We start from the raw sequence: 12,964 nt of genomic DNA, 5'->3' as shown, positions 1-12,964 counted from the left end.
TTTATTTTCCAGCAGCTTGAGTAACAGCAAAGTCCCAAAAGGGGTTGGCAAACAGTATAATCATCGATACGACAAAACAATAAATAGCCGTAGATTCAATCATGGCCAATCCAACAAAGAGGGTGCGGGTAATAGTCGATGAGGCATCGGGCTGCTGCGCCAGTGAAGCCATTGCGGCGGCAACTGCTCGGCCTTCTGCGAGCGCGGGGCCCATGGTACCGAAGCCGGTGGTCAACCCCGCGATAATGATTGAGATCATTGCGATATAGGTCATGCTATCCATGGTCGAAACTCCTGTTTATTGATTACTGTTTTAAATGGCTGCTTTGTTTAATTTGGTGCTTGTTTGAGCCTGTTGCTGCTGCAATGTAAACCGCAGCCAGAATAAAAAAAATGTATGCCTGTACCATGCCAGTCAGCAGACCCAGCAAAGTCATCACAATCGGAAAAATCAACGGCGTAATGGCCAGTAAAATAGCGATAATCAGCGCACCGCTCATCATATTGCCAAACAGCCGTACAGCCAGCGCAATAGTGCGGGAAATTTCACCGATGAGATTAAATGGCAGCATAATAAAAGTGGGCTCCATATAAGATCTTAGATAGCCGACAATACCAAGCCTCACAATGCCGTATAACGGGACAGCCACAAACACACAGAGTGCTAAGGCCACTGTTGTTGATAATGATCCTGTGGGTGGCTCGTAACCGGGAATAATGGTACTCAAACTGGCGAAGGCAATAAATAGAAATAGCGTGCCGAGAAAACCAAGATAGTCTCTCGGGCTTTGCAAACCAACCTCTTTTAGCTGTTGCTCTATGTTCGTGATAATAATTTCCAGTAAGTTCTGCCCGCGCGAACGTGCAAGATCTTTAGATAGACGGCGCGTGATAAGGATCGAGCCGATGACCAAGAACAGCATCAGCAGCCAGGTAAAGACGATGGTTGCATTAAGTTTGATAAATCCCATCTGCCAGAATATGATTTGATCAGGGCTAAGGCGCATGGTTGGGCTTCTGTTTGTTCGCAATGTTAGTTGCAGAGCCTGTTATTGTTATAACGACAATACGAGCGCCAATAAAACCGAGCATGCAGGCTAACAATTTTGGCCACTGTCCGTCAGTCAGCAGATAAATACCGCTTAAAGCCACCGCTGTGCGCAATAAAAAACTGCCAAAAAACCAACGGCCAGGGTGTGCGGATTTAATTCCTCGCTGTACTGTCCAGCAAAGCCCGGCAAAGAAAATCACACCTAATACGGCACCGGCAAGCAGCAACGGCAGCAGGGGAAGTATCTGTATATCGCGATAAAATATTTGATCAATCATATTATTCACCCTCGTCTTTTTTTTCCTGTTCCTGTTCATTGCTCATGGTCTGCTGTTCTTTATCAACCCAATACCATGCGTTGAAACAGCCTAGTGTTAACCCTGCGATTAACAGCGCTAAGGTCCAGGAGCGCTGATCTGCATAATGATTGTCTAACCAGATACCCAGTGCCGCTCCCAGCAAGGTGGGAATGACCACGGACCAGCCTATAATCCCTATCATCCCTAGACCAAACCACATTCCCGGGGAACTGTTGCGCCGGGCATGCAGTTTGCGCGCTGTTTTAAGACCAATCATACCCACAAAATCGGACTTCTTTTCCTCATTATTGAGACCCTTATTTTCAACTTTTCGCGCTGACTTTTTACCACTTTTAAGCTTCATATCCAGTGCCTATATTGGCGAATCACTGATGCTGAAAATTACCTAACTGGCGCAAAAATCCAGTCTCTAATTTCACCATGGTCGCCTGCAACCGTTTCTCATTTTCATCGACCACCAGAAATTCTTTTTTGACTAAAGCATGGAGTCGACTGAGATCTGCCTGGCCAATAGCACGTCGCACCGAGACCAAAACATTAAATCCGGTTTTAACCAGAATCCCCTGATCCACCGCGATAAAAACTTCCGCTTTATTTTTGCATTGGTAACAGAAAATACCTGCCGTTAATACGGCAGAACAATCCAGGCGATTGGGCAAAATACCAATAAAACCCAGGTTTGTTTCGGCCACGATACGCTCTACATCTAATTTTTCAGCGAAGGTGGCATAGGGTAATAAAATTTTAAGTTGGATCTGTGCTGCCATTATTTTTCTCCTCCTGCTTTTGTGTGTGCTGCCCTTATTTATTGTTCATTTTAATCTCATCCACCGCGCCTATGATATACAAGGCTCTTTCTGAAGTTAGGACTGCAATACCATCAAGGTAATAAATTTTAAGTTACATCTGTGCTGCCATTATTTTACTTGCTCCTGCTTTGTGTGTGCTGCCCTTCCTTATTCTTCATTTTAATCTCATCCACTGCGCCTATTATATACAGTGCACTTTCTGAAGTTAGGACTGCAACATCATCAAGGTAATAAATTTTAAGTTGAATCTGTGCCGCCATTATTTCTGTGCTTCTGCTGTTTTGTATACTGCGCTGCTTTATTGTTTATTTTGACCTCATCCACTGCGCCTATCATATACAAGGCACTTTCTGAAGTTAGGACTGCAATACCATCAAGGTAATAAATTTTAATTTACATCTGTGCTGCCATTATTTTTTTCCTTCTGCTGTTTTGTATGCTGCGCTGCTTTATTGTTTATTTTGACCTCATCCACTGCGCCTATCATATACAAGGCACTTTCTGAAGTTAGGACTGCAATACCATCAAGGTAATAAATTTTAATTTACATCTGTGCTGCCATTATTTTTTTCCTTCTGCTGTTTTGTATGCTGCGCTGCTTTATTGTTTATTTTGACTTCATCCACTGCGCCTATCATATACAAGGCACTTTCCGGGTAGTCTGCAAATTCATCCGCCAGAATCCGCTCACAGCCATCAAGGGCATCGTCCAAACTGACTAATTTACCCTCCATTGTCGAAAACTGTTCAGTGCTAAAAAAAGGTTGGGTAAAAAAACGCTCCAGACGCCGCGCACGTCCTACCAGTTTGCGATCGTCAACATTCAACTGCTCAAGACCGAGCATCGCAATAATATCTTTAAGATCGTCATATTTAGCCAGTGTACGACGAACTTCCTGAGCGAGATTATAATGGCGTTCGCCAATGATCCCGGCGGTGGCCATTTTGGAACTGGATTGCAAAGGATCAATCGAAGGATAGAGGCCTTCACTAGCACGTTGGCGCGACAGCACAATAGAGGCGGACAGGTGCGAAAAAGTGTGTACGGCCGCGGGATCGGTAAAATCATCAGCCGGAACATAAACTGCTTGAATGGAGGTGATCGCACCATCCTCGGTATTGGCGATACGCTCTTCAAGACTCGAAAGCTCTGAGCCCATAGTCGGTTGATAACCTAGACGTGAAGGCATCTGCCCCATCAAACCAGAGATCTCTGAACCCGCCTGAATAAAACGAAAAATATTATCGATCAGTAACAGTACATCGCGGCTTTCATCATCGCGGAAATATTCCGCCATGGTTAACGCCGCATGACCAACGCGAAAACGGGCTCCGGGAGGCTCATTCATCTGCCCAAATATCATGACCATATTAGGTAATACACCCGCCTCCTTCATTTCCCGGTAGAGCTCTTCACCCTCACGCGAGCGTTCGCCAATACCGCAAAAAATACTGATGCCGTTGTGATGGCTTACCATATTATGAATCATCTCGGTCAATAATACGGTTTTACCAACACCCGCCCCGCCAAATAATCCCGCTTTCCCACCACGCTCAAGCGGTACTAAAACATCAATCACCTTGATACCAGTCACAAAAATTTCCGATTGGGTAGAGCGCTGCGACAGCGTTGGAGGCGCCCGATGTACAGATCGCCACTGCACATTATTTAAAAGTGGTCCGTTATCTATGGTATTGCCAAAAACATCAAACATGCGCGAGATGATCGCCTTACCTACGGGGGCAGTTAACGGCCCGCCACTGTCTTCGACCCGCATACCACGGGCCAAACCTTGAGTGGGCGTTAATGCAATACCGCGCACCACCCTTGCATCACGTTGTGCAAGTACCTCAATAACAATAAAAATCCCAACAACACGTAATAAACGATGAATGGGCGGCAAAGATTCATCAAACCTGATATCCACAACACTGCCTCGTACCGAAACGACAACACCAAAATTAGGGGCATGTACCTGCTTGGGATCTTTGAGCATTTTCCTACCCGTTAGTCGTTTCAAATAAGTGCATTTATTAAAAATCGAGATAGAAGCACCAGTGATGATTAAAATAATAGATCGGTTATGAGCATAAATCCATGTGTTAAATAAGACAGTGAAGCACTATTTTCCTGCTGTTTTTTCATTTGTCACTCGCTAGTTAAATTCTATTACAGGTTCACGGATAAAATAATCAGGGCAGGCAAAAAGAGGGATACATTATAGTTGTTTATTTAGAGCCCAATGATTTCAATGAAATCAATATGTCGTGATTATCTATCACTAAGCTGCACCTATTAATTGATACACAAAACGGCTTCAGCTTAACCAACCACTAAATCAATCCTTCAAACTGTTCATCAATGATAATTATTTTAAAATGTTGCAACCGTTGATACCACTAAGTAGCGCATCGAATATTAATAAAAAACCTGTCCTGGTAATATCATAGTTTGACATGATTGGCTCTTTATCAGTTAAACTATAGAGCTACTCAGGCAAAGCGTTAGTAAGTAAATCACAAGGAAAAGATGTTGAACTAATAACAAATATTCGAAAAAAAATAACAAAGGTAGCGATAAGTAAGTAGGGTAAAGCGATGTTTATGCTCGCGACAAATGAATGTAACAAAGCACTGACAATGAAAAATATGTTCGCACTTTATAAGCCACAGGAAAGCGTAGAAAAAGGTTTTAATTTTAAAAAAATAAGAACGCCATCAGCCGATTTTCGCTATTTAAAATACAAAACAAAGACCGACAGCCCGCTGGGTGTTTTTGGTTTCCAAGGGCTACTTGCATTAAGCATCACACAAGAAGAGAGCCTGGTGGTTAATTTAAAAGAGAGGAATAGAGTCCTTATTAATTACATGGAGCCAATATATAAAAAATCCACTTCTGGAAATTAGATGGTTTATTCCTAAAACTGATGTGTAATGTCGGGTATAGACAACAATATTGAGGGTGTAAAAAGGATTCTGGAACAGAGCCGATTTTAACACCCTCTTTTAATATGCATTTTTCCCCACAAAACCTTTAAAAATGGTTAACCAAATTATTTTTAAATCGAACCAAAGTGACCAAGTTTTTATGTACTGCAAATCAAATTCAACACGTTTTTCCATTTTCTCAAGTGTGTCGGTTTCTCCTCGCCATCCATTTATTTGTGCCCACCCGGTGATGCCTGGTTTTACTTTATGCCTAAGCATATAAAACTGCACTTTACGGCGATATTCTTCATTATGTGCAACTGCGTGTGGTCTAGGCCCAACAAGAGACATATCTCCACGCAACACATTAAAAAACTGCGGTAATTCATCTAAAGATGAGCAACGCAAAAAAGCACCCAAAGGAGTTATTCGCGGATCATTTTTGGTAGCTTGTATAACTTTCCCATCACTTTCCATTACATACATGGATCTAAATTTCCAAACAAGTATCTCCTCTCCCCTTAATCCATAACGGCGCTGTTTAAACAAAATAGGGCCTGAAGAGGTAACCTTGATAGCCAACGATATCAATAACAATGGTATGGCAATGACACAAAGAATAATAAGGCTTCCGACAATATCTTCTGTACGCTTAAGCCATCTTTTAGGTCCCAGATAAGGGGACTCATAAACACTCAATGTATCAACAGCTCCCACATGCTCAACACGGGAATGAATCAAATTAGACACAAAAAAGTTAGGCAAATAGTGCACATCAACGGTTGTATCACCTAACAATAATAAGATATCTCCAATACGTTTTTCTGCTTGTAAAGGAAGCGCAAGAAACAAAATATCAATATTGCCATCTCGCGCTTGCTTAATGGCATCTTCAACCCGCCCAATCACATTTAGATTTAACACCTTATGTACTCTATCTAAGGAGCGATCATCATAAACACCAACTAATTCATAACCTAACTCATTATTATTTTGTATTTCTTTAAATAAATTAACAGCAGAATCTGTCGCTCCGACAATAGCGACTTTCTTAACAAATATGCCTGATTTAAGACATGCTTTTATACATTGACGTTGCAATACCCGCCAAAATAAACTAAAAAAAAGACTAAGCATAAACCATAAAACGATAGTGACACGTGAAAAAAAATCTGATTCTTTTAGTAAAAAAGCGAGTGTAACCGCCACTAAAAAAGCGATAGAGACACAGAGCCCTACTCTTAAAAACATCTCTGAAAAACGGTCTATTCGCCTTGACCGATAGAGTTCAAATGATTCAGAGAAGTACAAGAAGAATATGGAAATAATTAACACGGCAACAAGGTGCTCTGGACCTAAAGAAACGCCATATAAATAAGCAGCTAAAGGAAGGCTTAAAAATAAAATTGATAAGTCAATTAATCGGTAGAGAAATGAGTATGAATTTGATTTTGAGGCTAAAAATTTCTGTGATGTCACAACTTTAATCCCTTTGTTGGTTAACCGAGATATACAGCCATTGTTATAAAACTAAACTATATTCAAGATAGTACAGTTGTTGAAAATATCAATCATGAATAAAAATATGGTTCAACAAAAAACTGGTAACTATGGAACTGAACATCCATGTATTGACAGCCGTTAAAGGAAGACAAAAATTGAAAAGTAAGACCTTTTTTATTTACTTTTTTGTTGTTTTAATGTCTTTTTAATAAAGAGTTTAGTGTGAAAAAAATCTGTTTTTAGACCAGATTAAAATGATACAAAAAAATCAGGGGGCCAGTGATCACAACTACTGAATCCATAGAAAACAGAAAAAATCAAATGCATTGTACTTTCTAGTTAGACGTTGGAAAACAGTACGGTTAATGAAAGAAGCAGGTGTTTGGGTGCATTATAAGAAGAAATATAAAGGGACGATAAACAGTGAACTTAAGAAACCTATTTTTAAAAATGAGCTAAAAAAACATCAAATATAATTAGCTAAATCGGGCTTATGTTGGGGATATAACCTATTTCTAGACGACCGAAATCTGGTTATATCTTGCTGTTTTTATTGATCTATCTTCTAGAAAAGTGGTTGGGTGGAGCATGTCATAGCAAATAAAAACAAGTCTTGTATGTGGTACATTAAGGATGGCTATTTGGCAACGAAATCCACCTCCAGGGCTTATTGTACGTTCAGATCAAGGTGTTCAATATGCAAGTGATAAATATAGAAGGCTACTCAAGACTCAACAGCTCGTTGGGGTATGAGCAAAAAAGTCTGCTGCTGGGATAACGCAGAGGCAGAAAGTTTTTTTGGTAGCCTAAAGCAGGAAAAAGTGCATTGGAACAATTACGCTACTCGAGATCAAGCACAACAAGATATATTGAATTACATAACTATGTGGTGCAACAGCAATAGTCTTCATTTTTACTTGGGCTATCGTTGCCCGAACCCTTTTGAAATGATGACTGGTATTTGAGAAAATAACTTAACTAGGGAGAGTAAAATTGGTTGACCACGTTAACGTGAGGTGGAGACAATAAAGCAACTAGCGCAGCTCTAGAACAGAGCTAATTAATTATACCAAAAGCATTAAGTTTATGATCACTTGCTCAAAGGCAAGATTTACGCTCACAAAGCCGCCAGAATGAATTTGAATAGTAAATCTGATCACTTGATTAATGCATTTGGTATTAGACAGTTGTTCCCAGCAGTTAAAAGACTACGAATATATTAAATTGGATAGAAAAAACAACTAATAACAAAACAGTGTGATCGCACCATCTGATTTGCCATTAATTGTTCGTTATTCAATGAAAGTAGCTTTTCACTCCTATTGCATGGTTAAACCAGCAAACATTATTTGACTATAGCCTCCAATATTGTCAACAGGTTTTATCTCAACATGTGCATTCCCTGAAAATTCAAAATCAACGCGAATAAAAAACCATCCATACCCATAACTTAATTCTATCGGGTACGTTTCTCCATTAAGTTTCATTTCGAGTTGTGAGGTGCCAGCCACCCAGGCTCCCGCTCTTAAAAACAATGAGGTATAAACAGGTTGCTCACTACTGTTTTTCAAATCAATTGAGATAACATTAGCTTTTTTCCACGCCATTTCAGTATAACCCGTTGCAACCACCTGGCCATTATCAATAAATGAATATATTGCATCTTGGTACTGAGACGTTCCTAGATAATCAATCCCAATCACTTCTCCACTACTCAATTTTTCATTACCGGAAATAAAATAGGAGGTCATATATTTAACATTACTCACATCAATATTCGCGCTATCAGCGAGGCTTATATCTGTTAATGAAGCAAAGCTAGTAGAGATGCTCTTTTCATTCAAAACAACACCCGCAACGTTTAAAGCACTATAGCCGCCAAAAACACCAATAGGGTTGATTTTCACCTCCATCGACTCATCAAAGGCAATATCAATCTTCAGATAATGCCAACCGTATCCACGGGGGATAGATATAATATCACTCGTATCGCCAGCTATGACTAAAAATGCAGCAGGCACTGAACTCCAGACACCAACCGACATATATAGTGACGCGACTTGAGGATCACCATTGCCATTGAGTGAAAAACTCACGTTATTTACTTCATTGTAACGCATCGAAACAAAACCACTCTCAACGTAACTGCCTTCATCTTGGAATGTAAATAAAGCTGAATCCTCATAAGACAAGTTCCCGTCTGCAATATTATACTGAATATTTTCTACTTCATCTTTGCTAAAATCAACATTATAAGTTGCACTACTTTTAAAGCTATACAGCTCTCGCCCCGCAAGCTCGATAACATTAGGTTGTGTAATAAACTCGCTGGTAATCGTTTCGCTGCCTGTCAACGGAGGCAAAGTGGTATCTACTACAATATCTGCCTCAGGAATGTCAATACAATATTCATCGGAATAGGCAGTTCCTACCTGATTAAACGCCCCAATTCTATAGCAATAAGCCGTTCCTGCAACAAGGCTATAATCTGTATAAGCGGTCACATTTGAATTTAATCTAGCCACCTCCACAAAATCACCACTTTCTTTTCGTTCAACAACAAAACCATCCTCGTCATCAGAATCATCTTGCCAGGTAATATCCACCGCGACAATACTCCCAGCACTGGTGTCAATATTAATAAGCACGTTCATTCTATATTCTTGCCATAATTGATAACCAATAAGAACACTTAAAAAAATAGCCGCAACCATCAATGTTTTTATTGCAATACTTCGCGGTGTTTTATTGAACATAGTCTCTTTCCTCTTTTTCATTTAATAACGTTGTTAATAACGAAAGTCAGAACATACTCAAATTATAGTAATGAAATAGCTTAACCGCACTAAAGAACACCAAAAATATATCATGTTACTGACTAATCCAATTAATCTAGACGAGGCATTAGCTCTATTTTATTGATATATAGAATAATTGGCTCTTTTAGGTGGTACATATAAAAATCAACACCGGCTATGTTGCTTAGATCTATCTCCCTTTCTGTCGGTGCATTTTTTATTTCGGCTAAAGCCACGTTATACTCATTCCACCCAGAATAGATCAATAACCATTTTCCAAATCGATCATTATGATTGGATTTCGATTTGTTATAAATTTTGTCTGTGATAATAAGCCTAACCTTAAGTGAAGCTTAGTTAGGATTAAAAAATGAAAACTTAATCTGCTTATACCCTTCCCAATCGCCGGCAAAAAAACGTAATACTGCGCGCTATCCTTTTTCGCGGCAAAGGTCACTTTCATTAAATTTGTATCTGCAACCCTTGTTTCGGATAATTCACTTGTGTTGACCATTGATAATGGCAGATCTGCTTTCCAGCGTGTTAATTCAGAGTAACTATCAAACTTAGCAATAATGGGAAAGTCCATGCGCAGATCATATTCATCTTTAACTGCCAGCATTGCTGGAGACGTAATGTATAAAAGCAGAGTAATATAAAGAAAACGGGAAACGATTAAAAGTTTGTTGTTTTTGTTAAAATTGCCAAAAAACAAATAGGCAAAAAACGTACCAAATAAGTCATAATAGAGGTCACTAAGCTGCGCACGGCGAGAGAAGAACGGCTGCAGAAGTTCTATTCCTCCCCCAATAGTAAGAGTGATTAGCAATAAAAAAAGCAGTTGTCGCTTACTACTCTCGCTTTTTATATACACATTACATGACAGTAACCACCAAGCCCAACAAGCAAAACTAACAATATGCCCGATTGGCCATAACGTATCCGTCAACCTATCTGAAATAACCACAGGCACTCGAGAAAAGAACAAGATTATCAATATAAAAGTCATAAGTAAGGTGAGTATTTTTTGTAAATTCACAAACTATTGTTACCTATAACGGCTATATTTAAGGAGGTAAAACAAGCGTAATTTAACATTTCAAACCCCAAGTGGGTGTAACAAAAGCAGATATCTAGTTATCAAATAGGGGCATTAAAAATAGGGTACTCATTCTTAAATATTGCCAGTGTGTCGTAGCGCTCTAAATTATGACTTAGCATTGCTTTGCAATTCTCGATATACAGCATAAGTTCGTCGCGCAACATTATCAGAATGATATAAATCCAATGCCAATGCTTTTGATTTTATAGACATAGCCAATTGTAGCTCACTGTTACCTAATATTTTTTTGAATTTATCAGCAATATTATTTTCGTCAAAAGGATTAACTAAATAGCCAGTTTCACTATGTTTAACCATGTAGGGCATACCGCATCTATTTGAAGTAACAACGGGTACACCAACTGCCATTGCCTCTTCAATACCCATTGGTGAGTTTTCCTCTAAAGAGGTTAATGCATAAATAGACGCTGAACTTAACTCTTTCATGACATCTTCGGTTGAGATTCTGCCCAATAAGTGCACATGCTTTTCAAGATTATTTTCTAATATCCACCGTTGTTGCTCTTGTGCGTACCTTTCATCTCCTACACTACCTGCGATTCTGAGCTGAACGTTATACCCGGCAGCCACCAACAGACCAACTGCTTTAACCAATAGCAAGGAATTTTTACGTGGACAGATTACGGCCGATGTAAAAATAGTACCTACTTTTTCATTGCGCTCTAATACAAAGAACTTATCCGAAATAGGATTATCAATATCATAAATATTAGCAGACGTAACTGACGATACGTTCTCCCGAACATAAGGACTAATTGAGATGATATTGGGTTGTTTGGCCCAACTTCTCTTCTCAATATATTCCCATAACTTTGATCTTAGCCACTTAAATCGGCCATTCGCAAATAGCGTGTCACCATAAATAAAGCCATGCACGGTAAACACCTTGGGAATAGCTAAATCATTAACCATAATTCCATAGGTATCATGAGCATGAATTAAATCTGGCTGCAACTTCCGCACATAATCAGCAACCAGTGCTTTACTTTTAGTGATCGCATTAATTAGCTCACTGCCACGCGGCTTTGGCAAACGATGAACTGTAACCCTCTCCCAACTCTCTTGCGTTACTTGAGTAATATTAGGGCATAGGGTAACAACCTGAATATCAAGTTCAGCATAAGCCGACAACGAACGGAGCAAGTTAACACTAACCGCTTCTACACCACCGAGAGGACGATTTATATCAATTGGAAACTGAGTGACAAAAGCGAGTTTTATTGGTTTCATGAGAAGACCTTTTAAATTTATCTTACAAGATTAATAAAGATTTTTTCAAAACGTTCCATAACTTTATCAACAGAATGATTCTCCTGATAATAACGTCGTGCATTAGACGAATGTAATTGCCATAATTCGCGATTAGTACAAATTTCACTTATTCCCAAGACTAATTCATCTTTATTAGTTGCGCTGATCCCCAGTTTTCTTTCCTGTATCAAATGATCTGGATCAAAAGTCGAAACAACAGGTAAACCTTGGCTCCATGCCTCTAAAAATGTATTAGGAAAACCTTCATATTCTGACGAACAGCAAAACACCGTGCTAGCGCGATATAGTGCAGGCATATCAGCACGCGCGACCATACCCAGGTAGGTTACGTTCTCCAGTTGCTTCATCTTATCCATTAACCCTTGTGAATAAGCATCTTCTTTACCTGAACTCCCAGCAACAACAAAATTATATTCAGGTAACTCTGTCGCCACTTGTAAGAACAACTCTAATCGCTTACATTCGTGAATGCGAGCAGCCCATAATATGGTAGCTTTATCAGTATTCCATTCTAATGGTTGATATTGAGTTTGATCGGGACCTAAGCATGGCATAGGCATAATCGAAGAGTCTAAATCAAAACCTTTTTTCAATAATTTCATTTGCGTTTTAGTCTGGACAATCACCTTATCTGCATTCAATAAACCATACTTATATAACCACCGCTCTCTTAAAGTATGCATTACAGGAAAACGAGGATCAGCATCGGCATCACTTGCTACTGAATAGAGAAATTTTTTATTATTTTCTTTACACCACATAGCAACCTGCCCTGTAATATACTCACCGCAATTTTGATAATAAACATCAGCATTAGCACGTTTCATAGCACTAATTAAACCAGTCCATCTTGGATGAAAAAAACGAATACCTGGTAACCCTGAGTCTCGACGACAGATTTTAATCACTTGCACACCATCAATTACTTCATCATCATCACCCCCTTCTGCCCATGTCAGCAACGAGACTTTATGACCTTTCGCCACTAACCATTTCGCCATCAGGCTCGTTTGCCTTTCAACTCCGCCGACTGCTCCTTGACTGCCCCCCGTGAGTGCTCCATATGCAAAGTGAGCGACAAGACAAATATTTACCATATTATTTTAACCTTGAATTTAAGTAAGCATTAATTAATATATTGACAAATAACCAGATTTTCT

General features: G+C 39.4%; 12 protein-coding genes and 1 pseudogene. 2 read left to right on the top strand and 11 right to left on the bottom strand.

The window, feature by feature from the left end; all coding sequences use genetic code 11:
- Position 1: 1 nt before the first annotated feature.
- From PING_RS02455 to atpD, 6 genes are all read right to left on the bottom strand, one after another.
- Positions 2 to 283 (bottom strand): F0F1 ATP synthase subunit C, encoded by a 282-nt coding sequence (locus PING_RS02455; protein ID WP_011768884.1) that lies wholly within the window; start codon positions 281 to 283, stop codon positions 2 to 4.
- A gap of 22 nt (positions 284 to 305) precedes the next feature.
- Positions 306 to 1,007, bottom strand: a complete 702-nt coding sequence (locus PING_RS02450) for a F0F1 ATP synthase subunit A (RefSeq protein WP_011768883.1) — start codon at positions 1,005 to 1,007, stop codon at positions 306 to 308.
- Positions 997 to 1,329, bottom strand: a complete 333-nt coding sequence (locus tag PING_RS02445) for an ATP synthase subunit I (protein ID WP_011768882.1) — start codon at positions 1,327 to 1,329, stop codon at positions 997 to 999. Before PING_RS02445 ends, PING_RS02450 begins: the two co-directional genes overlap by 11 nt.
- 1 nt (position 1,330) lies before the next feature.
- Complete coding sequence (locus tag PING_RS02440; protein ID WP_011768881.1) at positions 1,331 to 1,714, bottom strand: AtpZ/AtpI family protein; 384 nt, start codon at positions 1,712 to 1,714, stop codon at positions 1,331 to 1,333.
- A 22-nt stretch (positions 1,715 to 1,736) separates the two neighbouring features.
- A complete protein-coding gene (locus tag PING_RS02435) occupies positions 1,737 to 2,138 on the bottom strand; it encodes a F0F1 ATP synthase subunit epsilon (RefSeq protein ID WP_011768880.1) in 402 nt (133 codons plus the stop codon).
- Positions 2,139 to 2,719: 581 nt separating this feature from the next.
- The gene (gene atpD / locus PING_RS02430; RefSeq protein ID WP_011768879.1) at positions 2,720 to 4,177 is read right to left on the bottom strand and encodes a F0F1 ATP synthase subunit beta; all 1,458 of its coding nucleotides are present in this window, start codon (positions 4,175 to 4,177) and stop codon (positions 2,720 to 2,722) included.
- A 643-nt stretch (positions 4,178 to 4,820) separates the two neighbouring features.
- Between atpD and PING_RS02425 the strand changes: the two genes are divergently transcribed.
- Positions 4,821 to 5,087 carry a hypothetical protein gene (locus PING_RS02425; protein WP_157035290.1) on the top strand — a complete coding sequence of 89 codons (267 nt, stop codon included), beginning with the start codon at positions 4,821 to 4,823 and terminating at the stop codon, positions 5,085 to 5,087.
- A gap of 99 nt (positions 5,088 to 5,186) precedes the next feature.
- On the opposite strand, the gene PING_RS02420 is transcribed toward PING_RS02425, so the two are convergent.
- A complete protein-coding gene (locus tag PING_RS02420) occupies positions 5,187 to 6,587 on the bottom strand; it encodes an undecaprenyl-phosphate glucose phosphotransferase (RefSeq protein ID WP_011768877.1) in 1,401 nt (466 codons plus the stop codon).
- A 266-nt stretch (positions 6,588 to 6,853) separates the two neighbouring features.
- On the opposite strand from PING_RS02420, the pseudogene PING_RS19710 reads away from it, so the two are divergent.
- Positions 6,854 to 7,576, top strand: a pseudogene (locus tag PING_RS19710) (IS3 family transposase); the annotation flags it as partial.
- 354 nt (positions 7,577 to 7,930) lie between these two features.
- Here the strand turns inward: PING_RS19710 and PING_RS02410 are convergent.
- From PING_RS02410 to PING_RS02395, 4 genes are all read right to left on the bottom strand, one after another.
- Entirely contained in the window at positions 7,931 to 9,367 is a 1,437-nt protein-coding gene (locus PING_RS02410) for a fibronectin type III domain-containing protein (protein ID WP_011768876.1), read from the bottom strand.
- A gap of 304 nt (positions 9,368 to 9,671) precedes the next feature.
- Complete coding sequence (locus tag PING_RS02405; RefSeq protein ID WP_198134737.1) at positions 9,672 to 10,376, bottom strand: hypothetical protein; 705 nt, start codon at positions 10,374 to 10,376, stop codon at positions 9,672 to 9,674.
- 240 nt (positions 10,377 to 10,616) lie between these two features.
- Positions 10,617 to 11,762, bottom strand: a complete 1,146-nt coding sequence (locus tag PING_RS02400) for a glycosyltransferase family 4 protein (protein WP_011768874.1) — start codon at positions 11,760 to 11,762, stop codon at positions 10,617 to 10,619.
- 17 nt (positions 11,763 to 11,779) lie between these two features.
- Positions 11,780 to 12,901: a glycosyltransferase family 4 protein gene (locus PING_RS02395; protein WP_011768873.1), complete on the bottom strand. Its 1,122-nt coding sequence runs from the start codon at positions 12,899 to 12,901 to the stop codon at positions 11,780 to 11,782.
- Between the last annotated feature and the right edge of the window lie 63 nt (positions 12,902 to 12,964).

The organism is Psychromonas ingrahamii 37, from assembly GCF_000015285.1.
Taxonomy (GTDB): domain Bacteria; phylum Pseudomonadota; class Gammaproteobacteria; order Enterobacterales; family Psychromonadaceae; genus Psychromonas; species Psychromonas ingrahamii.
Note: the sequence above shows the minus strand (reverse complement) of the source record. Positions and strands in the feature narration are given on the sequence as shown.